At 48.7% G+C, this 22,981-nt stretch carries 18 protein-coding genes and 2 pseudogenes; 15 read left to right on the top strand and 5 right to left on the bottom strand.

The genetic code is table 11. The features are described from left to right. Positions 1 to 118: 118 nt before the first annotated feature. Positions 119 to 1,156 (top strand): cell division FtsA domain-containing protein, encoded by a 1,038-nt coding sequence (locus ACP99_RS14765; RefSeq protein WP_049987336.1) that lies wholly within the window; start codon positions 119 to 121, stop codon positions 1,154 to 1,156. A 6-nt stretch (positions 1,157 to 1,162) separates the two neighbouring features. Here the strand turns inward: ACP99_RS14765 and ACP99_RS14770 are convergent, their stop codons facing one another. Next, positions 1,163 to 1,585, bottom strand: coding sequence for a hypothetical protein (locus ACP99_RS14770; RefSeq protein ID WP_156105752.1), 423 nt, complete (start codon positions 1,583 to 1,585; stop codon positions 1,163 to 1,165). Positions 1,586 to 1,975: 390 nt separating this feature from the next. On the opposite strand from ACP99_RS14770, the gene tnpA reads away from it, so the two are divergent. Then, positions 1,976 to 2,383, top strand: a complete 408-nt coding sequence (gene tnpA, locus ACP99_RS14775; protein WP_049987338.1) for an IS200/IS605-like element ISHmu6 family transposase — start codon at positions 1,976 to 1,978, stop codon at positions 2,381 to 2,383. Continuing rightward, a pseudogene (locus ACP99_RS14780) lies at positions 2,383 to 3,680 on the top strand (RNA-guided endonuclease InsQ/TnpB family protein). The gene tnpA and the pseudogene ACP99_RS14780 overlap by 1 nt, the downstream one beginning before the upstream one ends. Before the next feature lie 452 nt (positions 3,681 to 4,132). On the opposite strand, the gene ACP99_RS21005 reads toward ACP99_RS14780, so the two are convergent. From ACP99_RS21005 to ACP99_RS20120, 3 genes are read right to left on the bottom strand one after another with little or no spacing between them, the layout of a single operon-like run. Then, entirely contained in the window at positions 4,133 to 4,453 is a 321-nt protein-coding gene (locus ACP99_RS21005; protein ID WP_081927498.1) for a 3-methyl-2-oxobutanoate hydroxymethyltransferase, read from the bottom strand. Beyond that, entirely contained in the window at positions 4,440 to 5,300 is an 861-nt protein-coding gene (locus tag ACP99_RS14790) for a glycosyltransferase family 2 protein (protein ID WP_049987340.1), read from the bottom strand. Before ACP99_RS14790 ends, ACP99_RS21005 begins: the two co-directional genes overlap by 14 nt. 42 nt (positions 5,301 to 5,342) lie before the next feature. After that, on the bottom strand, positions 5,343 to 5,585 hold the full coding sequence (locus ACP99_RS20120) for a hypothetical protein (RefSeq protein ID WP_156105753.1): 243 nt from the start codon (positions 5,583 to 5,585) through the stop codon (positions 5,343 to 5,345). 202 nt (positions 5,586 to 5,787) lie between these two features. Between ACP99_RS20120 and ACP99_RS14795 the strand changes: the two genes are divergently transcribed. The 7 genes and pseudogenes from ACP99_RS14795 to ACP99_RS20610 all read left to right on the top strand — a co-directional run bounded on the left by ACP99_RS14795 (position 5,788) and on the right by ACP99_RS20610 (position 13,639). Continuing rightward, entirely contained in the window at positions 5,788 to 6,402 is a 615-nt protein-coding gene (locus ACP99_RS14795; protein ID WP_049987341.1) for a hypothetical protein, read from the top strand. 321 nt (positions 6,403 to 6,723) lie between these two features. Next, on the top strand, positions 6,724 to 6,969 hold the full coding sequence (locus tag ACP99_RS14800; protein ID WP_197052478.1) for a PRC-barrel domain-containing protein: 246 nt from the start codon (positions 6,724 to 6,726) through the stop codon (positions 6,967 to 6,969). Between the two features lie 257 nt (positions 6,970 to 7,226). Continuing rightward, entirely contained in the window at positions 7,227 to 8,018 is a 792-nt protein-coding gene (locus ACP99_RS14810; RefSeq protein WP_049987344.1) for a hypothetical protein, read from the top strand. A gap of 941 nt (positions 8,019 to 8,959) precedes the next feature. Beyond that, on the top strand, positions 8,960 to 10,288 hold the full coding sequence (locus tag ACP99_RS14820) for a nucleotide sugar dehydrogenase (protein WP_049987346.1): 1,329 nt from the start codon (positions 8,960 to 8,962) through the stop codon (positions 10,286 to 10,288). Then, positions 10,289 to 11,536 (top strand): glycosyltransferase family 2 protein, encoded by a 1,248-nt coding sequence (locus ACP99_RS14825; RefSeq protein WP_231554305.1) that lies wholly within the window; start codon positions 10,289 to 10,291, stop codon positions 11,534 to 11,536. Then, positions 11,422 to 12,375 (top strand): annotated as a pseudogene (locus ACP99_RS14830) (DUF354 domain-containing protein); the annotation flags it as partial. The gene ACP99_RS14825 and the pseudogene ACP99_RS14830, both read left to right, overlap by 115 nt. Positions 12,376 to 12,466: 91 nt before the next feature. Continuing rightward, positions 12,467 to 13,639: an agl cluster protein AglQ gene (locus ACP99_RS20610; protein WP_197052480.1), complete on the top strand. Its 1,173-nt coding sequence runs from the start codon at positions 12,467 to 12,469 to the stop codon at positions 13,637 to 13,639. Between the two features lie 6 nt (positions 13,640 to 13,645). On the opposite strand, the gene ACP99_RS19450 is transcribed toward ACP99_RS20610, so the two are convergent. Further along, the gene (locus ACP99_RS19450) at positions 13,646 to 14,539 is read right to left on the bottom strand and encodes a glycosyltransferase (protein ID WP_081927513.1); all 894 of its coding nucleotides are present in this window, start codon (positions 14,537 to 14,539) and stop codon (positions 13,646 to 13,648) included. A 401-nt stretch (positions 14,540 to 14,940) separates the two neighbouring features. On the opposite strand from ACP99_RS19450, the gene ACP99_RS20125 reads away from it, so the two are divergent. The 5 genes from ACP99_RS20125 to ACP99_RS14845 all read left to right on the top strand — a co-directional run bounded on the left by ACP99_RS20125 (position 14,941) and on the right by ACP99_RS14845 (position 22,004). Beyond that, positions 14,941 to 16,407, top strand: a complete 1,467-nt coding sequence (locus ACP99_RS20125) for a hypothetical protein (protein WP_156105754.1) — start codon at positions 14,941 to 14,943, stop codon at positions 16,405 to 16,407. Between the two features lie 1,020 nt (positions 16,408 to 17,427). Next, entirely contained in the window at positions 17,428 to 18,846 is a 1,419-nt protein-coding gene (locus ACP99_RS19455) for a lipopolysaccharide biosynthesis protein (protein ID WP_081927502.1), read from the top strand. A 266-nt stretch (positions 18,847 to 19,112) separates the two neighbouring features. After that, positions 19,113 to 20,291 carry a UDP-N-acetylglucosamine 2-epimerase gene (neuC, locus tag ACP99_RS19460; protein WP_081927503.1) on the top strand — a complete coding sequence of 393 codons (1,179 nt, stop codon included), beginning with the start codon at positions 19,113 to 19,115 and terminating at the stop codon, positions 20,289 to 20,291. 5 nt (positions 20,292 to 20,296) lie between these two features. Then, positions 20,297 to 20,989: an acylneuraminate cytidylyltransferase family protein gene (locus ACP99_RS14840; RefSeq protein ID WP_049987348.1), complete on the top strand. Its 693-nt coding sequence runs from the start codon at positions 20,297 to 20,299 to the stop codon at positions 20,987 to 20,989. After that, positions 20,982 to 22,004: an N-acetylneuraminate synthase family protein gene (locus ACP99_RS14845; protein WP_049987349.1), complete on the top strand. Its 1,023-nt coding sequence runs from the start codon at positions 20,982 to 20,984 to the stop codon at positions 22,002 to 22,004. The genes ACP99_RS14840 and ACP99_RS14845 overlap by 8 nt, the downstream gene beginning before the upstream one ends. Positions 22,005 to 22,981: the final 977 nt, after the last annotated feature.

Here is a 22,981-nt window from a genome sequence, read left to right on the forward strand (position 1 = left end):
CTGGGGTGTGTCCAACACAACGAAGAGAGATGTGTGTTAATTCACAGGGGTAATCATAGCACAAATCTGCGTTAAAGTTACGGGTAGATTTTTTTCCACTGAGTGTGAGGGGACGCCTATGGCACAAGGGCTAGACGTAGGGACGATGAACCTTCTTTCCGCACGACAGGATGGCGACGAGACCGTTTTCGTTCAACAACGGAACTCCTTCGTTGAAATCGAGTACAGCGATATGGCCGAGCAAATGCTCTCGCGGAGCGATGTCCTTCACATCCGAAAGGACAATCAAGTGTATATTGTCGGCGATGACGCGCTAAACTTCGCGAACATCTTCAACGAAGAGACGCGCCGCCCGATGCAAGCGGGAATCCTCTCCAGCGACGAACAGTCTGCCATTCCGATGATCAAACTCATCACGGAACAAGTCGTTGGCGACCCAAAATACAACGATGAACTCCTCTATTTCTCCGTTCCTGCGGATCCAATCGATGACGATACCTCGACGTTATACCACCAGAAGACGATTGAATCCCTCCTTGCAGATATGGGCTATCAACCCGAGCCGATCAACGAAGGAATGGCAGTCATTTACTCTGAACTCGCAAACCGGGAGTTCACCGGACTCGGAATTAGTTTCGGTGCGGGAATGACGAACGTGTGTCTGTCATACTATGCGGTCCCCGTGATGAAATTCTCGATTGCACGGGGCGGTGACTGGATTGACGAACAGGCCGCGAAAGCCACGGGGACGCCAGTGGATAAGGTCACCTCTGTGAAAGAAGAAGACTTCTCATTAGACTTCGAGACCGACGTCGGCGGTGTCGAAGGCGCACTCAGCATTTATTATGACAACCTGCTCGATTACGTGATCGAGAACCTCATCAAAGAGGTGGATGAGGAAGACGTCGAAGAAGGTCTTGATGTCCCTGTTGTTGTGACGGGTGGGACCTCGAGTCCTGACGGCTTCGAGGCGCTCTTTGAGGAACGACTCAACGAAGCGAACATCCCCTTCTCGATTAGTGACGTTCGACAAGCAGAGAATCCACTCTACAGTGTTGCACAAGGGGCACTCGTTGCAGCCCGCTCTGAAGAACAACGATCCGCTCAAGCGCAAGTGACAGAGGACGCCGCCGAGGAGGAAGCCCAAACGGACTAGGCCTGCTCACTCACTATTTTCAGCGGTATCGGTATCATCATCGCTATCGTCATCGTCATTTTGATCGTTCGAATCCGCCACAGTGGATTTCCTGGCGGTTTGGTCGTTCTCAGTCTCGGTTTGCGAGTGACTACGAAGAACAGTACTCACAGATACCCCACTCTCCTCCAGTGAGATCTCAGCACTCCCGTCGCGTTCGGTGGGTACCTCCACACTCGCAGTTCGCACGTTCGTCGTTCCATCACGGAGCGAGCCCACAACGCGCTCGAACCGCTCAAAGGCGTGATCCCACGACTCCACAGGTGGCAGGTCGTCGCGGTGTGAGGCGGGCACATCAGCATACCCGCAGTTTTCACACACGACAGCGACTGATTTGGTATCGGGGAGGGCATACGCAGTGAGTTCTGTCTCACAGCGCGGACAATCCATAGCGGCCCTTCGATAGCGATCATCTTGAACGTTCCCGCTTTCTGTGGTCGCTGTCGGCCCTTTGAGTAGCGCCGAACAAATCGGGTTTTGACAAAGCCATCTATTTACATTGTCGTGAGAATTGGCTTGTCGATGCCCTCCACGATCAAAGACACTGTCTATAGCTGAATTGAGGCGCTAAGCCCCCTTCCTCAGCGAGCGCCGACCTAACGGGAGGCGCGAGCAGGGAGGGGATACAGCGTTGACGAGACGCTTCGCGTCTCGTCCGCACACGAGAGCTTTGCTCTCGTGAACGCCGCACAGTTCTCATACACGATTCGATGGCAGTCCCACAGACCCACGCAATCACAACGGTTTTGCAGTAGGGTGGCATAGAATTAACCGAACCCAATGGAATACGACCTCGATTCGGGAGCACATTCGACGTACTCCCTGCACTACCACCTGATACTCACCACGAAGTATCGGCGCGGAGTGCTAACCGAGGAACGAACCCAATTCATTCACGAGGTCATCAGCGGGTTCACGGACAACTACGGCGTCGAACTGACGAACCTTGACGGAGAGGACGACCACGTACACATCCTCTTCCGAGCGAAGCCGACCACAGACCTCGTGAAATTCATCAACACGGTCAAGGGCGCGACCGCCCGCCGTATCCGTAACGAGTACGCGGACGAACTCAAGACCGAACTGTGGGGCGACTCGTTCTGGAACGACTCGTATTGCCTCATCTCGACAGGGCAGGTGTCGCTGGATGTGCTGAAACAGTACGTCGAAGACCAGCGGGATAGCTGATGTACTACGCCTACAAGTACCGCCTCAAGCCGTCCGACGCCCATCGCGAGGAGTTGGACCGCCACCGCGATATTTGTCGACAACTCTACAACCACACGCTCTACCGTCTCAACGAGTACCAAGACGAGCACGGCGAACTGCCGTCTATGACCACGCTTCGGTCGAAAATCCCCGACCTGAAGAAGTGGTGGGATGGCCTCTCCGACGTGTACTCGAAGGTTCTCCAAACCGTCGTAGAACGCCTGTTCGACAACCTCAACGCTCTCTCCAAACTCAAGAAGAACGGCTACGGCGTCGGTCAACTCAAGTGGAAGCCGCCACGGGAGTTCCGCAGTTTCACGTACAGTCAGTCTGGCTTCAAGCTCGACAAGAAGGGCGGTCAGACTGTCCTGTCTCTCTCGAAACTCGCAGACATACCGATTCGGCTCCACCGCGCCATCCCCGACGACGCGAAGCTCAAACAGGTCACGGTCAAGAAGGAACCGACGGGCGAGTGGTTCGCCACCTTCGGCGTCCAAATGGACCGTGAACCGCCCGAACCGCCTGAGAATCCCGAGAATTGCGTCGGTATTGACGTGGGGATTCTCAAGTACGCCCACGACACCGACGGCACGGCGGTCGGGTCGCTCGACCTCTCCGCCGAACGCGAACGCTTGGAACGCGAGCAACGGAAGCTCTCGCGGAAGGAACACGGGTCAAACAACTACGAGAATCAACGGCGTCGAGTCGCAGAATGTCACGCCGACCTCCGACGGAAGCGCCGCGACTTCCTCCACAAACTCTCGAACTACTACGCTCGGGAGTACGACCTCGTAGCCGTCGAAGACTGAACGTGAAGGAAATGATGAGGTCGCCGTCGAACAGCCGCAACACGGCGTCCGCCGCGTGGCGGACGTTTCTCTCGTTGCTCGAATACAAGTGCGACCGTGAAGGGACGCACTTTGTCGCCGTAGACCCGAGAGGGACGACGAAAGAGTGTGCGTCCTGCGGTGTCAAGACGGACAAACCGCTGTGGGTCCGTGAACACTCCTGTCCCGCCTGCGGGTTTGAGGCGGACAGGGACGCGAACGCGGCGTGGAACATTCTCTCTCGCGGCCTCGAAGATGTAGGAGTGGGACACTCCGAATCAACGTCCCCAGAAATCGAAGATTTCTGGTGTGCGGACGAATCGCGTAGCGATTCGTCAACGCCTGTGGAGACTGCATTCCCTGTGGATACGTCTGTATCTGCAAAGCGCGTCGTGGAAACAGGAAGCCCTTCCCTCAAGGAGCGAACGGCGTCAGCCGTGAGCGAGTAGGGGAGGGTAGTTCACTGAGCCCTCTGGGAGGACTCACGCAATTGTAATGTTCGCTGGCGCACTTGTTATGATGAGTATTTTCATCTACTACGACTTGCTACGCGATGGGTCCGCCATCAGTTCGCTAATTATGGCGATCGGATTCGCGCTGTCAGGACTCGCTGAATCGCTTCCAACGGATCAACGACGGATTGCAGGCGGATTGCGTGTCTCTGCGATTCTCCTGTTACTCGGGCTCCTGAGCCTGACTATCGTTGCACCTGAAGTGCTTTTTTGAGCTGAGTAGTTGCTGTGTTCACATAGATTCCCACCTGAGACAGCCGGCTGATGAGGGTTGCGAAGCTAGTGATGGCAGCGCATTCTAAAACCTTCGAGGGCGAGTTCCCCGACCCACCGGGGTCGGGGGTGAAGCCCGACACCCGGCCTAATATTCTGTCTCCTCGATATACCGTTCAACTACTTCTTCCGACACCGCTCCTGTCGTTCCCACGTAATTTCACGGCATTTGCCCCTGCTTCCTTCATAAATTTGCCTGCATTCTTGACCGATTCTTCGACCGAGGTTCCATATGATAAGAATTGCATATCGCCAATTACCATAGCATCCTCTACCGCCCGGTCAACTGCCGCTGTATTCGACAACGCTTCTTGAAGCGTAACCGGTATCGTGTCATCATATCCTAAGTGTTTGTCGCCGGCACCATCCCCTACGAGAATCATATCAACACCCCCCTTATCGACTTGCCGGGCGATCGGTGCATCATATGAAGTCATTATTGACAAACACTCGTTGTCCAAATTGACTCAATTCGCTACGGTCAACCGTGATGTTGTAGTAATCCTCTATCTCGGATAGACTCATTGAACATCGATCAATCGCGTTGTGGAGATCTTGTTTCCGCTCAAACCCTGAAGGAGCGTCGTATCGCTCTTGATTTAGAGATTTAAAATACGCCGGAACCAACATAAGTGAATAGAGAACGGCGGCAGGTAGACTCCAATTATCCCAAATGTACTGTGCTAAACTCCAAAATGAGATACCAGCTCGAAGGTCTACAATCTGATTCTCGTACATCAACTTCACTTGGTCGACCGAAGTGTAGTTGTATCCGATTGACTCGTAGAACGGTTTATGATCAAGCCAGATGATTGCATCGTTGGCAAACAGCCGGCGCCAAAAGTCTTGATCCTCTCCCCATCCTAGCGACCGGTACGGGATAGACAATAACAACTCTCTCGGCGCGATATTGATTGAGTTTCCTTTGAGATAGAATTGTCTATCTATTTGACTATCCAATTCCTTAAAAATGAACACAAAATCTTGAATGCCGTCTCCATACACGTCATCGGTATCTAACGACTCCAAAATATAATCACCTTTCGCCACCTCAAAACTTTGATTTCTCGCCTCGGCAAGATTGCTGTTGTCACCGATGACAACCCTGAGCTTTTCGTATTCGGATTCAAGACGATTCAAAATTGAAAGTGAACCATCGGTCGACCCGTCATCAACGACCACCATCTCGAATCGGTCGTCAAGTTGGTTCAGAATGGAGCGCAACGACTCCTCAACCGTATCCGCCATATTATAATTACAAACGCAGACAGAGTATTTTACCATTACCTGATCCAACGGTCGAATTGAAAAAAAACGCATCGGTCACTATACCCACGCCCCGCTACGGAACACATACTTCACGTTGTTCGTGGTGTCCACAACTGCTGCCCCTTCGTAACCGGAACCGTTCCAAGCCCCAGTGCTGTTCGGATCGCCTGCGTTCTCCCCCCATCCGTTTTCGATCATCCGTGTCCCTGTGTCGTTGACTTTCGACGTTTCATCTTCGGCAGTGATCGTATTGGTGTTGACCTCCACATGCTCGCCGACGACGCGGATGAAGTCGTTCAAGTAGCCCTTACCGGCGAAGTTGCCACTCTCTGAGTGACTTCCGGCATATCCGGACTCTCACAGGATATGTCATAAGTGTCTTCTGTCCAGTGTGTGCGCGAAAGTTTACGCGGGTGGTTCGGTCAGTGTGTGAGAATCTGTCGTGACAAGAACGCGAGGCCCCCCGCGTAAAATACAGGATGGTGGCGATATGAGTCAAGGTATGCCAACTGTTACGATTACCGACGCCCAACTCGCTGCACTTGAGGATATTCAGGGGGATCTCGAAGCGGCATACATTGACACGTACGGGCATATCAGACCGCAAGATGCGATGCAATATTTACTCGATACCTACACGCCACCAGCAGAACAACACCAAACGGACACGAACGCGTATGAGATCATCGCCGAAGCGGAGTTCCCCCAACTTCAACGCGTCGCAGCCGACGTCGATGAGGTTCCTGGGAGTGGGATCGAGAGTGCAACAATGCGTGGAATGTTACTTACGACGCTCGGCGTCGACGAATTCGCCGCCCGGTTGCAGAACCACGCGACGGCCGACGGCGAGACCGAATCGGATGATGAATCGGGTGGCGCCCACGAAGAGACGACCGATTCCGCGGCAGAATCGGATCCGGAGGATACCAGCAGTGAGCCCGCAGGTGAATCCGATTCGATACTCTCGGCTGCAAATCAGTTACTCGAAACACACAGTAAGAAGTGGCGTGAAGCCTCTGGTTCTGAGGAACCGTATGAGGTAGAGCTCCCGGATGGGACCGCCGTCGCTGCTCGCACAAAAGACGATGTGCGCCAACTGCTGTTCAAGCACTATTGAGAGACACAAACAGACCGCCCACAGCGTGATAGCCCAGCAGCTCTACTTGTAAAAGGCGAGGGGGGGGGAAAGGGTAGAGGAACGGGGACCTACGAACACCAGATCGCACTCGGTGTGATCCCGATCCTCAGTTGATCGATGCAAGAGCAGTAATAAACCTTTTTTGGAATCTGTTGAGCGATCGGCACGTGTGAGATGAAAGGCGAGCCACGTTCCACATAGCGCTATGAAAAGCCGGAGGCCGCTGCTGGCTTCTGTACATACGAATCAGTTTGGAGCTTCCGGTAACATTTACTAGTGTCAACACAGATGGGTCACCGTATGGATTCGGTCCTCGCATCTACCCTCCAAGACTGCTATGTAATGACAACCGACGGGGTCGGGCTCGGGACACTCGAGCAGATCTCGATGGACACAGACACAGGTGAGCTCAAACACCTCCACATTGATCTTGATGGTGAGGAAACTGGTGGCTTCCATCGGATCGAAGAGGGCAATTTGCTCGTGCCTGCACACCGAATCAAATCAAAACAGGAGTACCTCCTCGTCAAACCACCACGAACGTGAGCGAGTAGCGGAACGTACAATCGTCACGGGTGCCCGTGACGGTCTCTCGATTCTTTGGTTGGGCAAGTGTCGTAATCGTGGACACAGACCTCCTGAGGAGCACCGCTCTCGGGTTCTTCACCATCCAGACAAGCACCGAGGCATCTCAGTTCGAGGTGCAGAGACTGACTCACAATCAGCCATCCGTCGTGGTTTCGCTCAATGGGTGCACCCACCGAGCAACGCTTTTTGGGGTGCTCGGGCGTATCAATACGTGAATGGCCCCCGCAATCGCGCATTTCCTCGTCGGTGCGTCCCTCCTATTATTCGGTATTGCCCCGTTCATCCTCCGGTATGGAATCGACCGCGCGTATATGCTCTGGGTGATTCCAGTCGGTGGGATCTGGGGGATCGCCCCCGACTTCCATCATATCGCACCGTTCGGACGCGAGACGCTGTATGCGTTCCACAACTCCTCGTGGGTCGAGCTATTCGCGCTTCACTACACCCTCGATCGGACGACGATTCGGTTGTTGTATCACGAGAGCATTTTCGCCGCGATTGCGTTGTTTCTCATCGCGATTGGGGCCGTGTGGTTCTCTGAATCAGTCCGAACTGCTGGAGATGGGGCTGCGAGCAATTCCAATCGACTGCGAACCCGTGGCATTGCAACTGTCGGTGCTGCTGGAATGGCCACCCTCACGCTCGGTGTGCTAGTGAGTGTGCAGGAGCTGTTGTCGACTGTGGCACTCTTGCATACCACATCAGGAGTCCTCGCCGGCGGAATCATTGTCATCGCCTATGGACTTGCTGGCGGCGTTGTGTGGGGCCTCGGTCTCGAAATAGCGCTAAGTGAGACCGCTGTTCGGGATCCCCTCGAAACCGCGAAACTCGGAAGCGTTGAAGGCGTCATCGCGTGGCTTCTCGGCGTTGTGGGTGTGATGCCGCTGCTTACGGACGTCGGCTTCCCGTTACTTCATCTGGGGAGCCTCATCGCACTCCTCGGGTATGGGGTCGTCTTTGGAGTCATCTACGGCGTTCTCCGTGGTTCCTTCCAATCGAGGTCCTGAGGCACTTCGTCGTGGTGATGGGTCGTACACAGTCGCGATGCGGAGTTGTAGCCGTACTCGTTCAGCCAGTATCCAGTTACTTGTCATTATATGAGATGATATCAAGATTAGTAGTTAGTACTTGTACCGGGTGGATAACGGTTGTACCTCTGTTATTCTACTCTTCAATAGAATCTCATTTGTGAAAAACACGTTAAGAATGAATATCCTCTCAAACAATTTGGAGATCTCGTGGTGCTGATCAAGCAGCCACCTGTACTTCTATGGGGGGTGAGAGGAATGGTCCAATTGAATTCGTATAGCGGTGGGCCTCATTGTTTGACGGCTTGTTCGACGTTGTCGACGTCTTCAGCGAGCATAATGTCCCTGGACTGACGATCCCAACCTCGCGTTCGAGCGAAAGAGTGCTCGATTCCCGAATTCACTGTTTCGCAGATAGAAACCTGATTGTAGAGATTATGTAGGGTTATTTTTGATTCGCGCGTTGAGTGCGTGATGGCTGGGAAGGCGTAAAATTTAATTATCGATATGATACTTTCAGCGCAGAATTCTTCGTGGAAGCCCATATCATCGTAGCCCTTTTCGGCGGCGAGGCTCCCTAAGTCGCCCCCTAATGTGCAGGGCGATATGTGGATCGACGCTCATCCCGTGTTACCACTCGTACTGCAAGGGGTCTCATTAACCCCGTCGTAGGCACTATCGGCGAGAATCGCGTCTTGAACAGTCTATACCTTATTTCACCGCTTAAGATAGTGATTCAACAATCGTATAAACGAGCTCATTTTTACACAACTCTCTATTGTTAATAATCCGCTACCTTTATCAGCAATTACTCAAACCATCTATTAGACAGAAGAATTGGTAGGCTAACAACTCCCACCCGTGAGGTGGCTACCACTTTCAGGTAGATGCGAGAGTGTTCGTCTATCGGTATCGATTGTATGTCATATAATTCAATAAATACTCGATCACGGGACGAATCGAAGGGGGCACAATTCAGGGTTTCAGTGGTCGGCCTCGGGTATGTTGGTCTCCCTCTTGCTGTCGGCTTTGATCGTGCCGGTCACGAGGTTCGGGGCTACGACATCTCACAGTCAACAGTCGATCGCCTTCAGCGCGGGGTGGATCCAACGAAAGACGTCGGCGATAGACCTATTCAGGAAAGCGATATCACATTCGGAACGGACCCATCGCTAATTGACGGCGCTGACTTCGTCGTAGTTACGGTCCCGACGCCGATCACAGACGAGAACGACCCGAACCTCGATTTCGTTGAGGCAGCTGCTGAAACGGTCGGGCAACATATGACTGCGGATACCATCGTCGTTCTCGAATCGACGGTGTTCCCAGGTGCGACACGTGAGGTCTTTGCTCCGACTATCGAGAAAGCATCGGGATTCACACTCGGCCAAGAGTTCTCAGTTGGGTACTCACCTGAGCGACTCGTTCCCGGTGACGATAAACACAGCCTCGAAAAAGTCGTTAAGATCGTCAGTGGGTATGACGACGAAACACTAGCTGAGCTCGTCAAACTCTACGAGTCCATCGTCGACGCTGGCGTGCACAAAGCGGCGTCGCTGGAAGTCGCGGAAGCGGCCAAGTGTATCGAAAATGTTCAACGTGACGTAAATATCGCGCTAATCAACGAGCTGTCGGTTGCGTGCGACCGGCTCGGTATCGACTCGAACGCGGTGCTGGAGGCGGCTGGGACGAAGTGGAACTTCCACGATTACCGTCCGGGGCTCGTAGGTGGTCACTGCATTCCTGTCGATCCGTTCTTCTTCATCTACCAGTCGAAGAAGAACGGCTTCGACCCGGAGTTAATCGAGACTGCGCGCGACGTGAACGAGTATATGCCCAAACACGTCGCGAAGAAGACGGTTAAGGGTCTCAACCAAGCTGGGAAGGTGCTCAAAGAGAGTCGGGTTCTAGTACTTGGCTTAACGTACAAGCCGAACGTCGAAGATATTCGGACGTCGGCGATTGACGGAACAATTGAGCACTTGGAAGAGTACGATATCGAAGTGGTCGGCCACGACCCGTATGCGCGAGATGACGCGCTCCGTGGCGAGTTCGAGATTGAGGTCGCCAGTGAACTCACCTTCGAGGAGTATGACGCGGTGATTCTGGGCGCTGGGCATGATGAGTATGACGAGATCGATTTCGAGGAACTCACGTCGGAGCTTGCGGGTGAACCCGTTGTGATCGACACGGAGGGAGCCTTCGAAAGAGAGGCAAGGGACTTCGACGTGTATTACGACAGGATTTAGATGTACCGTGATCATACGGTCGGCGTCGTTATCCCCGCGTACAACGAAGAGGGTTTCATCGGTGACGTGATCCGGGAGATGCCGGAGTACGTCGATCGGATGTATGTCGTCGACGACTGCTCCACGGACGGCACGTGGACAGAAGTGATAGAAGCTGCTCGCACTGATCGTGAGGCGCTCGGCCTTGACGAACCCGCTGAAAAGGGACGCATCGCCGTCACCGACGGCGGTGAATCGCTTGCAGACCGCGCTATATGTCATAATATGATTGGTCGAGTTGTACCCATCAAGCACAAGCAGAACCTTGGCGCTGGTGGGGCGATCAAAACGGGGTATTTGGCTGCGCGTGAGGAAGAGATGGACGTGACGGCAACTGTCGACGGCGATGGCCAAATGGATCTGTCCCAGATGAAGAAGTTGCTCAACCCCATCGTTGAAGGTAACGCCGATTACGCGAAAGGGAACCGGCTCCTGTACAAGGAGTATCGGAAAGAAATGCCGAAGTTCCGCTTTCTGGGGAACTCCATCCTGACGTTCCTCACGAAGATCGCTAGTGGGTACTGGAAGACGATGGATCCACAGAACGGGTACACCGCAATCTCCGGATACGCATTGAATAACGTGGGAATTGAGACGATGTACGAATACTACGGCTACTGTAACGATCTCTTAGTGAAACTGAACACGAAGGGAATGCGCGTTGCCGACGTTGCGATGCCCGCCGTGTACGGTAACGAGGCCAGCAGTATCCAGTACTCGACATACATACGGAAGGTGAGCGCGATGCTGCTGCAGAACTTCCTGTGGCGGTTAAAGATGAAGTACCTTATGTTGGATTTCCACCCGCTGGCACTGTTCTACTTGTTTGGCGCAGCGATGGCTGGACTGGGACTGCTTGGAGGTGGCTGGTCGCTGTTCGCGAAGGTCGTTCTCGGTGACCCGCTGTTCGTGCGGGCGACATCAAGTCTGTTGCTGTTCAGCGTCGGGAGTATGTTCATTATGTTCGCGATGCTGTTCGATATGCAGGTGAATGAGAGTCAAGAGGTGCAGGACGAGAGTAGAATATGGAGATTATATTCACAATCCAGCACCCTGCTCATGTCCATCTATTCAGGAACGCTATTCAGGAACTCAAGGAAGAGGGACACCAAGTCTCTGTATACGCGCGTAACAAGGACATCGCGATCGAACTTCTCAAGGCTTATGACATTGACTACACTGTACTTGCTGGTGATGCTGACTCCTTAGGCAAACTGGCAGCTGTGCAAGCAAAATACGAATTTCGATTGGCTAAGGAAGCTTGGCGTATCAAACCTAATGTGATGGTTGCAATGGGTGAGCCCGCCGTCGCACATATCGCTAAACTTGTTGGCGCTCGTAGCCTCATCTTCACTGATACGGAAATTGGGACTCTCCAGAACAAGCTCGCGTTTCCTTTCGCAGATCGGATCTATACTCCCGACTGCTATCAAGACAATATCGGACCGAAACAAGTCCGCTATCCTGGATATCACGAGCTTGCATATCTGCATCCCAATCGCTTTACGCCTGATCCCTCAGTTGTAGAGGGACTTGGAATTGATCCTAACGAAAAGTTCGTTGTACTTCGATTAGTAGCGTGGAACGCTGCACACGACGTCGGTCATAGCGGTTTTTCTGACCCTCAAGAAGTGGTTGATCAACTAGAATCCACTGGTGCCCGTGTACTGGTCACTGCTGAGACCGACGTTGCCGATCAGTTGGACTCATACAGATTAGATATCTCTCCAGAAAACATTCATCACGTGCTTTACTACTCGAATCTCTTTGTTGGGGAAAGTGCGACAATGGCTACCGAAAGTGCTGTACTTGGGACACCAGCGATTTTTGTCTCTTCTACAAGACGTGGCTATACCAATGAGTTGGAGGACAAATACCGGATGGTGTTTACTTATTCGGATGATGACCGGCACATAAAAGGAATCGTGAAGGCTGTAGAACTTCTTCGACAGACAGACGATAAACAATGGAAGAAAAAGAGAAATGAAATACTTGATGAAAAAATCGATACTAGTGATTTTATCCTTGAGCAGGTTAAGAAGTGGTAATCCATTCACTGATGAAGTGGTAGCCGTATTCGCCTGAATGGCCATTTCAGATACTGAGGTAGAAAAAGTATTATAATCTATTAATAAAAATATGAAAGGAACATACGATTTAATTGTTGAGACGGCTTACGAAGGAATTTCACTTTTGAATAAGCAAGGTGCAGCACCGGCTGGACACAATGGTCCATACAACGATCCTGAATCACCCGTGAGAAATACCTCACATTGGGTGGTCACGTTTTCAAAAGCTTATGACATCACAGGAGACAGTGTATTTCGGGACGCTATAGCGGATGCGATTGGCTATTTACTTTCTGAAAACATTAGACCAAATGAGTGTACCTATCATTGTCGAAGTGCTGATGGGAAGGATTCGTGTAACGGATTAATTGGCCAAGCTTGGGCGATCGAAGGACTGGTCGCCGCGGCAAATCAAGGAATTAAGCCGGACCGTGCTCTTGAAGTTGCTAAGGAAGTATTCACTGCCCATCCATTCCATACTGACGTTGGTTTATGGAGAACAGTTGAACCGACTGGTGAAATAAAACGATTTGATTTGACATATAACCACCAGCTTTGGTTCGCTGCTGCTGGTGCTCAGCTAGCTGATGCAGGCATAACAGTGGTAAACAAACAGGTTCAGAGGTTTGTTGAGCGAATTGAAGAACTCACAGATGTGAATTCTGAGGGAAGGATTCGACACCCACTACGTCCCAAATATAGTGCTTCAGAGTATTTTTCCTATCTAAATTCACCTGAACGCTTTTGGCTATTCGCTCCAACTGTGTTACACGCGTTATCTATGATTGCTAAAACTCGACGTGAGAATTTACTTGAGAAGGCTTGGGGATATCATTCGTTCAATCTTCACGCTCTCGCTATTCTTGCGGAACATTATCCCTCTTCGCCTATTTGGGACTCAAATATGATACGTCAAACAGTAAATCTAATCTTAACTAAAAAATACCAAACAAAAGTATATTACAATAAGTATGGGTATTCGTATAATCCTACAGGAATCGAAAATGCATACGCTCTAGAGGCGTTCGGAGAAAATGAAAATCGTAATCATCAGCGATTGTGGCTGGAAAAACAACTGAGAGAATGTTATAATACTGGAAAGAGATTAATGACTAACAAGACACCAGATCCAGCCACCCATGCTGCTCGAATTTATGAACTAACTTACCTTCCTGATATCGAAGTCAACTTAACGTCAGAAGGAGATAGTGAAGGCCCAATCGTTACCGATAGTACGGTATGACAGATGCTACTGATCTCGAAGCATTGTAATCAGTCCTACAAGAGTACCTAAAATTTGAGCTAGGTAACAAATCGCACCTACTGCAACTATTGTTGTCGAGACCGACTCGTTATCGTTCGTGCTGGAATCGACGCTCGCACTATCTGTGCCAAATGTTTTTACGATCTTCATTGGGAACGCAAGTAGTCCTGAAAGAATGGCCTCTAACGTATTCTTACCATTTACTTTCCAGATTTTTGGCCGTCCTTTGCCAACACGATACTGTTTTCGGACCAAAGATTGAAACCGTTTGGCAGGATAATAAACTTCCGCGTTCGCGCAGTATATAAGTTTAAAACCTTTTTTGGTAGCCTTCCCAGTCCAGAGAACGTCGCCTCCTGAACGGACGTTCTCTGAAAACATCCCAATTGAATCAATTACTTCTCTTTTGAAAAATAGATTTCCAGTCTTTGCTACATCTCTTTCACGAATGTTCTGCTTCATTTGGACATTCCCTTTTGAATCATAAATCTCGGCAGGAGTAGGATCGTCTCCCAACTCGAACGTCACTTGTCCTCCGACGAGGTCGGTCATTTCGTCATCAAAACATTCGATACCCGCTTCAAGCCAATTATCGACCGGAATACACGTCGCATCTAATAAAGCAATAATATTCCCTTGAGACTGTTTGATACCAGTGTTTCGAGCGGCATAGGGACTTTGAATATCGGTCTCCTCGTACCCTTGGAACGGAGAGTCTGCGATCACTTCAGGAGTTCGGTCCGTCGACCCGTTATCGACAATGAGAACTTCGTAATGCTCGTCGGGGTACGTCTGCCGTTGAAGAGCCTCGAGAACCTTTTCTAGTCTATCTGCTCCGTTATATACAGGGATAATGATGGACACGAATGGGGGTGACATATCTTGAAAAGAGAGGATGCCGTACAAAAACAGTTATCGTTTAGATGTATGGTAATTGGTAAATCAATAGACAGTACCAATACTGTAGCTAGACAGTCCTTGAATATTGGATCCTAAATTCCCAAATCCAGATTCGTGAGTTCTTCGAGTTACCCCCGGTATTTTTAACTATGCAAAAACATCATCTTCGACCATCATATATAATAATTGATATTTATTTTGTAGGCTGCTGACCAGCTCAAAGATTTAGGTAATTCTCCACAACAGCTATCACCCCTGAAGCGGGTAAATTAGAGTATAAATCACCCAATCTTTTGACCGCCTCATCGTTTAACTTTATCGCTACACTACGCGTAACTCAACCACAAGATTTGTGTGGTAGTTGTACAAACATTTGATATATGTACAATTTTAGGAATCAATACATCCTGACCACGGAAAGCGATGTAATTTCGCCGCTAGAGGGATTCAAAAGCAATGATATTGGAAATTACGTCAGTTACACGTCACCAGTACTACCCGTCTCCGTTGCAGAAAATACACGAATGATTGGGATCATTGGGGATATATTTGATCCGGACTCTCCCTCAGATAGCAACAAACAAATTGCATATCAGTTATCGAGGATAGAGGATTTTGAGGATCTATTAACCGAACTGCAACGATACACTGGTAGATATGTCGTTATTTCGCTGACGCCCAGCCGTACAGTCGTCATACCGGATGCCTGTTGTATGCGGCGTGTACTGTATACCGATGACTGTACTACGTTTACGTCATCACCAAAGCTATTCTTGGAAGGTTTCGGGCTTGAACCATCGATATCCGATCAGGTCCGCGAGTTCGTCTCGGTAGAGGAATTCGACGCAGCACGAAACAAATTTATTGGCACGCAGACGATTGACTCACGGTTAACCCAACTGCTCCCGAACTATTATTTGAACATCTCTGAACAATCGGCAATTAGACGGCCGCTTTCGTTACCAAATGTTACGAGAGGCGACGTACCAGAGATGATACTTGAATCACTGCGTGGGAGTTTCCAAGCTATCTCAAATAGATATGACCTTTCTATTCCACTAACTGCCGGATGGGACTCGAGGCTCTTGTTAGCGGCAAGCCTTAATTTAACAGATGAACCATTATATTACACATTTATCCGTGACTATTCATTAACTCACTGTGACTTTGATGTCCCACTCCAGTTCTCGCGGATGTTTGATCTCAATTACCAGATTGTCCGTCCGTGTGAGTTAACTGATGAGTTTAAGAGTGAGATGGAACAGTCTTATCTCCGTCCACGATTTCGTCCTCAAACCCGGAATATCCAAAATCACTATTACAGCAGTGTACAAGAGGGCGTTGACATTACTGGGAACGTCGGAGAAATTTTGCGTGGATACTACGCCCTTCCGAGTGAGCGAACAACTCCGCCATCGATGGCAGGTCTGTTATCTCTCCAAGACCAACCGCTTGCCATTGATGCGCTAACAGAGTGGCTCGGGGACGCGAACGGGTACGCACAAGAGTATGGGATCCCATTGCTTGACCTTCTCTACTGGGAGATAAAGATGGGTAGTTGGGGCGCGAGATCGTCCTATGAAAAAGATATCTCGATTGAGGAGATATCCCCATTTAATAATATCAATTTGTTATTATTCGGACTTTCAACAGCCCGTGAGGAGCGAGAGCCCCCGGACTACCAGCTCTGCCAAGATATTGTGGGGCTGGTTGACGATAGGCTTTTGTCTGAGCCAATTAATCCACCGAACTCTACTGTCGAACGGTTAGAACAAATCGGGGAGAATTTGTCGAGAAAGTTTGAGACAGTATACAAACTGAAACAAATCTACCGGAACTATAATTAATATATTTTGAATATCTTTGGAAGGACATAAAGGCTGCTTGTGATGTCTTTTTACAGACTCACAGTACTACATTTGACTGATTTGTTGAATCTGATGACGACACGGGAGTTCTTGAGAGACCGCTCCCCAACTCTTCCGAAACTGACGCCCTTTAAATGAGCTTTCTCAGCCAGTACTTGCTGCCAGAAATAATCTAGAAGAAACCCAATATGAGAAACTCACCAGAGTAGCCGTTCTCCCCTCACTATGGCGACCAATCCTATGCCTTCTACAGATTCAAAAGAGCAATCCACGCTATCGATATGGGAATTCTTTCGAACGACTGATACAGCTTGGGGATGCAGGAAATGTCGTTCTTTCCAGCTGTAACAAGCCACAAAAGCTATTCATCTCACTCAACTAGCTACGTTTTTGCAGTACGTCACACCCTTATGAACACTCAAAAAGCAGCGTGACATACTTCTAGCTGGGAAAATCGGTCACCAGTCAAATCACTTACCGCTGTTGGACTAGCGAACAGTGCTTTTGAGCCAGAAACACGACTTGTATAACGAAGCGGAAGGGAAAAGTTAGTTACGTTCGGCTCTTTCCATTTGCTTTCAACTTCAGAGCGACACTATCCTCTCGATTTCTGCAGATTCAATAAAATATGTGTCTTGGTACTGACAGAAGCGCACAGACAGTAGTATTAATCATCGATCTAGATCATTGCTTCATCAAACGCAACGTGATCCGGCTCTTGCTCCTAGTTGGCTTAATTCCTGCTTTTTGTAGCAGTTGTAGACAGCCAATCGACACCGAATCTCTCAAGTCCTGTGGTGGTATTCGAAAGTATAGATCAGTAAAATGTGGCCGAATATTAGCTTCATCGCCCACCTTGGTGTCGCCGCTCGGGTATTATCCAGTTCGACTGGAAGGTATTTAAGAATCCAAGTTTAGGTAATTGATGAAGAGCAAGCTCACACAATATGATGATGATCTCATACGCACCCTTAGTATCTTAGAAATACGATATTTAGTATGGAACTTCGTAAAACGACCCTTATTGTATTTATATCCAAAATCTTTGGCTCTATATTTACATTCATTGCCACTATTTATTTTGCTCGTCGCCTAGGGGCTAGCATATTAGGCCAGTATTATACAATAATAGCGTTGCTAGCTTGGCTAACACTTGTTGGTGAGAGTGGAATATTAAACGCAATTCGAAAGAGGGTAAGTGAGAGGCAAGGACAATACGCCTACATCACCGCAGGTATAATCATTGTCACGGTTATTTCTATATCAACTGCAGTAATATTAATTATATTTCGAGATCTAATTAATCGTTACGTTGGAAGTAATGTTACATATCTCCTGACTATATTAGTGTTTTTCAGATTAATGGGTTCATTCATACAGGTTGCGCTAGATGGTCAGGATCTAGTACATATTTCAGGGATACTACAATCGTTTCGTCAAGCGGCCCAAACAGTCATACAGTTGCTCTTCATAATACTGGGGATTGGTCTTCTTGGCTTATTATATGGCATATTACTATCTCTGGTGATTACTATACCGTTGGGATTATACTTCCTAAAATTTAGGTTAGAAATGCCAAGAAAACGCCATATATACAGCTTAGTCGACTATGCTAAGTATTCTTGGCTCGGGCGAATTAAATCTAAATCGTTTAGACAATCAGACATAATTATTCTAGGTATGTTTGCATCATCGGAGACAGTCGGAATCTATTCAATTGGGTGGACGGTGGCTGCTTTTTTCCACTTTTTCAGTTCCTCGATAAGTAAATCTGTATTCCCTAGATTAAGTAATATTTCCAGCAATGGATCGGTAAACTCTTCAGCGGACATAATCACACTTTCGATGGGATACTCTGGGTTATTTGCATTTCCTGGTTTAGTTGGTGGATTTATTCTGCGGCATAAGCTTTTACAGGTATATGGGGCTGAATTTGTTAACGCTTCAGAAGTTCTTGTTATCTTGATTGGGTCTGTTCTTCTATATAGCTTCTATACCCAGTGTGTAAACGGATTAGCAGGTATCAACCGCCCAGATCTCTCTTTCAACTCGAATGCTGTGTTTATTACCTCAAATATAATTCTCAATCTCATTTTGGGATGGAAATTTGGGATGATCGGCGTTGCCACGGCATCTCTGATTTCGATACTTATCGGACTTCTATTCGCCTATTGGACACTTTCTAAAATAGTAAGAATCAGTTTCCCATCTCGAATTATTATGAAACAGATAATTTCTTCAGTTATAATGGGGGCTGTTGTTTATATCCTAAGTATTTCTAATTTTGTTAGCGAGATTACCAACAATAATCTTCTGAATATAATTGCGTTGGTTTTAGTTGGGGCCTTAATTTATTTTACTATTCTTCTGTATATGTCCGAAGATTTAAGATCAGGACATTTAGACGGTATTTACTAATGTTATTGTGTTTAATTAACCCTATTAGACGAGGATCTGTCTCATTATTAGTAATTCTATAGTTGATTAATTAGATTCATAAGTAATCATCATATATGGTCAATTTGTCGGATAATTACCTATCCTACTATCGTTTGGCTAGACCAGCGCTGTTGCTATTATGAAGGCTAAAACGTTCAATTGGGTTGGCGTATCCGTCATCTAATGTTTTCCTTCGTTGGACGTTATGGCAACTTTTAGTATTCTCTACTTTTGACTCTTCGGTAATGTCTAACCGCGTAGCTGCAGTCGTTACATCTCGATCACAATACGCGCGGGTGAAAACTGCGCTTCAAGCACTAAATGACGATGACCGGATTGACTTTTATCTAATTGTCTCCGGGGGGGCTTTGGTTCACCGTTTCGGGGATATATCAGACATTATGGAAGATGCGGGATTGGAGATCGATAAAAAAATTCACACGCTGTTAGAAGCTGGTGAACCCGTCGCTCAAGCAAAAACAACGGGAATGGGGCTTGTTGAGTATGCGACAGCGTTTGAAGAGTTTAATCCAGATGTGATGTTGACCAGCGGTGATCGGCACGAAACAATGGCGAGTACACTTGCGGCATCGTATCTGAACATCCCTGTAGTTCACTTAGAGGGGGGAGAGGTCACCGGATCCATTGATGATAAAGTTCGCCACGCTACTACGAAGATGGCTGATTACCATCTGGTTTCAACTGATCGGAGTAAAAAAATTGTCCGACAGCTCGGTGAACCTGCTAATCGAATTTATCGGACTGGGTGTCCGTCGATAGAATTAGCTGAACAGATCATCCAAGAAGGAAGAGATTCGTATGACCCGCAAACTGAGTATGGTGGGGTAGGAGATACGGTTGATGTTTCTCAAGATTATATTGTTGTTCAGTATCATCCACTACCCACAGAGTATGAATCAAACTATGATAAGACGCAAGAACTGATCCGGGCTTACGAGCAATTAGATGTACAAGCATTCTGGTTCTGGCCCAATATGGATGCTGGTACTGATCAGGTATCGAAAGCTATGCGAGAGTACCGTGAACAGCAAAATCCTGAGGGGGTTCGATTTTTCATTAGCCTCGATCCGAATGATTACCTGACGCTGGTTAAGAACGCTACGTGTATGGTGGGGAATTCGAGTGTCGGTATACGAGAGTGCTCTTACTTCGGTGTCTCGACAGTCAACATTGGGGAAAGACAGCAATCACGTGAGCGTGGCCCGAATGTTTTGGACGTTGACTGCAATGCCAATGAGATCGCTGCCGGGATCAGAACTCAACTACAGCAGGGGTCGTATCCTCAATCGACAATCTACGGAAATGGGAATGCTGCACAGAAAATAACAGATACAATTGCTGAGCTCGAACCTGAGTTGAAGCCCCCAATGACGCCAGATTTACTGGGATACCACGGAGAGTGATACTAATGACAGAATCAAACGTTCTCGGGCTAATCCCCGCTCGCGGTGGGTCGAAAGGAGTTCCACGTAAGAACATCTCTGAATTAGCTGGGACCCCGCTTATTACTCACTCAATCCAAGCAGGACGTGAGGCTACTGCAATCGATTCAGTAGTTGTTTCTACTGATGACGAAGATATTGCCGCAGTAGCAGAATCGCACGGGGCGAGAGTCCCCTTTATGCGTCCGGATGAATTGGCAACTGATGAGGCTCCGACAGCACCTGTAATCACCCATACCTTGGAAACACTTCACGACGCGGGTGAAGAGTACGATGCGTTTGTGTTACTCCAGCCAACGTCACCGCTTCGGACAGCAACCCATATTGACGAATCATACTCGCTTTACGAAGAATCTGACGCAGACTCTGTAATTTCAGTGTATCCGACGTACGATATCCGTCTGGAACGCACGCCCGAGGGTGCCAAGAAGTTGAATTATACTGACGCAGCCAAACGAAGACAGGATCGAGCCCCAGAATACGTGATTAACGGCGCGATATACGTAAACGGTGTTGAACAATTTCTTCAGACAAAGGAGACGATCGCAGGCATAACGAAAATGTACGAGATGACGGAACGAGAGTCAGTAGATATTGACACACCGTTTGATCTATGGTTGGCCGAACAAATTCTAACGGAGTGGACGACATATGATTGAAATTGAAGGCACGAAGATCGGAACCGGACACCGTCCGTATATTATTGCTGAAGTTGGGATTAACGCTCGAAACGATCTGACACTTGCGAAACGGTTCATAGAGATAGCTGCAGATGCTGGCGCAGATGCGGTTAAATTCCAGACGCACATCGCAGACGCAGAGATGGTTGAGTCGGAGATGAGAACAATCGATGCAGGTGAAGTATATGATACAGTAGCGGACTGTGAATGGTCAATTGACGAGCATCAAGAACTTCAGTCTCACGCAGAAATGCATAATGTGACGTTCCTTTCCACATCGTTTTCGACAGAGGCGGTCGATATACTGGACGAAATTGACGTTCCGGCGATTAAGATTGGATCAGGTGAAATGAATAACCGGGAGTTGCTGGAATATGCTGCCAGTACAGGCAAGCCGTTGTTAGTCTCAACAGGTATGAATACTCTTGATGAGATCAAAGCAACTTGTGAGTTTTTGGATAACGTAGCAAGTCAGTATGCACTTTTTTATTGTGTTTCAGCATATCCGACAACGGCTGCCGATTTTGATTTTAAAACAATCGAGACTTTGGAAGAGATGGGAAATGTGCCTGTTGGATTTTCGGATCACTCGACTGGGGTTGAAGCAGCAAAAGTAGCTATCGGGAACGGTGCAGCGCTTATCGAGAAGCACTTCACGCTTGATCGACGCCTCCCTGGACCTGATCAAGAAGTCTCTATCGAACCCAAGGAATTGAGCGACTTGTGTGAATTTGCCAGATTGTATGATTGGACTTCAAGCAAGAAGGACGAATTGGATGACGAAGAAGTTGAAATAAAGCAGTGGGCTCAGCATAGTATTGTTACGACACAATATATTGAACAGGGTGAACAACTGACAAAAGAAAATATCACTACGAAACGACCTGGTACAGGGGTTCCTGCAGATGAGTTCTTTAACGTGTTAGGGAAACAGGTGGAAACATCGATTTCGGGTGATGTCGTAATTAACAACGAGGATATTAGGTGGGACTGAGCGTGTCATATACCCAACTCATAGCTTGAGCTTCCAACGTCTTGGATTGTCTCTTCGTTCGTAGTTAGTGATTGCAATGACGACCCAGAGACACAGCCCAATGCACACTTCTGTTCGTACGTGAACGCGCCCGAGGTCGCAGCCCTTGCAGGAATCGTTGGTTCGCTTGACTCCTGTATACCGGTCGTATGTCTCTTCTAGGATGGATTGCCCGATTTGAACGTCTTTTCTATGTTTCTCAACACGGTCTTTGACTCTGTACTTGATATCTTTCCGTTCGTTAGTGTTGCGCGAGTTATATTGGGCGACTCGCACGGCCTCCTGCTGGATACAGAGTCGTGTCAGCAAAAATGTCGTAGGCTGGCCTCCAAGCATCCAGATTAGCGTTTTAACGTCAAGCACGTCACTCGGACGCGCATCGCCGTCTCTTGAGATGTCTGCTTGGCTAGTGTGAAATTTGTCGCCAGAATCTTTGCGCCGGTTGAGACGATTGTACAGCCGAATCGGTAGATAAATAAACTGATTCTATGGGAAGGCGAACGCTTGCAACCAATTTTCAGCGGTACTCGGCTCAATATAGATGAACGTATACCGAGACAGTATCTGAAAGTGATAATCAAGGTAGATGGTGCTGGATACCGAGTTTCATCACTGACTCGAGTGTCTTCTCCCGCTCCAGAGGAACTAACTCTCTACAACCGCTATCACCGGTGAAGCGGGGAAAAGTGAGTATAAACCACCCGATCTTTTGACCGCCTCATCCTTCGACCTTATCTCTACACTGCCTGTGATCGGAGAAATTGTCCCGATCAAAGCCGAAGTGTCACAACCGTCAACTATGAACTCCAGTCAATTCGGGGTTTCAGGGAGCTGTGGACGTCTTCGGTCCGAAAAAATGGATGACGGCATAAATCCAGCGGACAAACTCACCGCTGGCGGGCTCGACCTGACACTGCTCAACGAAGTCAAGGGTACGA

It is taken from the genome of Halobellus rufus, from assembly GCF_000739575.1.
In the GTDB taxonomy this organism is placed as follows: domain Archaea; phylum Halobacteriota; class Halobacteria; order Halobacteriales; family Haloferacaceae; genus Haloquadratum; species Haloquadratum rufum.

Bases quoted from the DNA above. Each gene is read 5' to 3' on its own strand.
- ACP99_RS14765 (WP_049987336.1), top strand. From the start codon at position 119: ATGGCACAAGGGCTAGACGTAGGGACGATGAACCTTCTTTCCGCACGA.
- ACP99_RS14770 (WP_156105752.1), bottom strand. From the start codon at position 1,585: ATGGATTGTCCGCGCTGTGAGACAGAACTCACTGCGTATGCCCTCCCC.
- tnpA (WP_049987338.1), top strand. From the start codon at position 1,976: ATGGAATACGACCTCGATTCGGGAGCACATTCGACGTACTCCCTGCAC.
- ACP99_RS21005 (WP_081927498.1), bottom strand. From the start codon at position 4,453: ATGACTTCATATGATGCACCGATCGCCCGGCAAGTCGATAAGGGGGGT.
- ACP99_RS14790 (WP_049987340.1), bottom strand. From the start codon at position 5,300: ATGGTAAAATACTCTGTCTGCGTTTGTAATTATAATATGGCGGATACG.
- ACP99_RS14795 (WP_049987341.1), top strand. From the start codon at position 5,788: ATGCCAACTGTTACGATTACCGACGCCCAACTCGCTGCACTTGAGGAT.
- ACP99_RS14800 (WP_197052478.1), top strand. From the start codon at position 6,724: ATGGATTCGGTCCTCGCATCTACCCTCCAAGACTGCTATGTAATGACA.
- ACP99_RS14810 (WP_049987344.1), top strand. From the start codon at position 7,227: ATGGCCCCCGCAATCGCGCATTTCCTCGTCGGTGCGTCCCTCCTATTA.
- ACP99_RS14820 (WP_049987346.1), top strand. From the start codon at position 8,960: ATGTCATATAATTCAATAAATACTCGATCACGGGACGAATCGAAGGGG.
- ACP99_RS14825 (WP_231554305.1), top strand. From the start codon at position 10,289: ATGTACCGTGATCATACGGTCGGCGTCGTTATCCCCGCGTACAACGAA.
- ACP99_RS20610 (WP_197052480.1), top strand. From the start codon at position 12,467: ATGAAAGGAACATACGATTTAATTGTTGAGACGGCTTACGAAGGAATT.
- ACP99_RS19450 (WP_081927513.1), bottom strand. From the start codon at position 14,539: ATGTCACCCCCATTCGTGTCCATCATTATCCCTGTATATAACGGAGCA.
- ACP99_RS20125 (WP_156105754.1), top strand. From the start codon at position 14,941: ATGTACAATTTTAGGAATCAATACATCCTGACCACGGAAAGCGATGTA.
- ACP99_RS19455 (WP_081927502.1), top strand. From the start codon at position 17,428: ATGGAACTTCGTAAAACGACCCTTATTGTATTTATATCCAAAATCTTT.
- neuC (WP_081927503.1), top strand. From the start codon at position 19,113: ATGTCTAACCGCGTAGCTGCAGTCGTTACATCTCGATCACAATACGCG.
- ACP99_RS14840 (WP_049987348.1), top strand. From the start codon at position 20,297: ATGACAGAATCAAACGTTCTCGGGCTAATCCCCGCTCGCGGTGGGTCG.
- ACP99_RS14845 (WP_049987349.1), top strand. From the start codon at position 20,982: ATGATTGAAATTGAAGGCACGAAGATCGGAACCGGACACCGTCCGTAT.